Genomic DNA, 1,139 nt, shown 5'->3' with positions numbered 1-1,139 from the left:
GATCCCAAACGTATTAAAAGACCCAGCTGTTGAAGTCAATATATTAGAGTTCAATCTCGTGGGTCCAGTACTAGCAGTGCGTCCTTATTGCAATAACAATTATTACTGGCAAGTCTATTTTGATAGTAATCGCGTCATGAGTGAGGCATTAACTTCAGCTGGATTCCCAGCGCCTGTTGCCTCACAAAACATGATCATGAAGCAAAACTAGAGCAAATTAAATCTACCGGAGTAGAAAGTCTCGTAGCATTTTGATTGCGAGATTTTTTTACCTCAATCTTTGGGTTGAAGTAATTACTTAGAAGGGTTCGTACCCACCAGAAGAGTAGCCAACCGACCCCATCGCCAAGTTATCAAACTTGGTATATGGGCCCTGCCAACTTAAGCGCACAGTACCAATTGGTCCATTACGCTGCTTACCAATAATGATCTCTGCCATGCCTTTATCAGTTGTCGTATCTGGGTGATAAACCTCATCACGATAGATAAACATAATTAAGTCGGCATCTTGCTCGATCGCGCCTGACTCTCGTAAGTCTGACATGATTGGACGCTTGTTCGGGCGTTGCTCAAGACCACGGTTTAACTGTGATAAAGCAACTACTGGGCACTGTAATTCCTTAGCGAGTGACTTAAGAGAACGAGAGATTTCTGAAATCTCTGTTGCACGGTTCTCAGATCCAGATCCACTCATCAACTGTAAGTAATCAATCACCACGAGTCCAAGCGTTCCACCGAAGTTACGGGCAATACGACGTGCACGTGCACGCAACTCTAAGCTAGAAAGAGCGCCAGTCTCATCAATCAAAATTTGGGTATTACTTAAACGGGCAATCGCGTCAGTCACACGTGGCCACTCATCATCCTGTAATTTACCGGTACGCATACGACCTTGATCTACGCGCCCAACTGAACCCAGCAAACGAGCTGCTAATTGCTCACCCGACATCTCCATTGAGAACACCACAACAGGCAAGCCTTCAGCCAATGCAACGTTCTCAGCAATATTGAGCGCAAATGCGGTGTTATGTGTCACTACGTAATCATTAGTGACATAGGTTCTATCTGGATGACTAACTGAGATACATTGCGCCTCGGATACTCTAGATGGCTCGATACTCTTAAAGGTAAGTCTGCGT

Annotated in this window: 1 protein-coding gene and 1 pseudogene; one reads left to right on the top strand and one right to left on the bottom strand. The window is 44.9% G+C overall.

Annotation, left to right across the window (positions count from 1 at the left end; genetic code table 11):
• A pseudogene (locus B7Y67_RS18860) lies at positions 1 to 211 on the top strand (mechanosensitive ion channel family protein); the annotation flags it as partial.
• 87 nt (positions 212 to 298) lie between these two features.
• Here the strand turns inward: B7Y67_RS18860 and B7Y67_RS18855 are convergent.
• The coding region (locus tag B7Y67_RS18855; RefSeq protein WP_293599940.1) for a replicative DNA helicase at positions 299 to 1,139 on the bottom strand (841 nt) is incomplete at its 5' end.

This window comes from Polynucleobacter sp. 35-46-11, from assembly GCF_002281105.1.
This window is presented reverse-complemented; position numbering and strand designations above follow the sequence as displayed.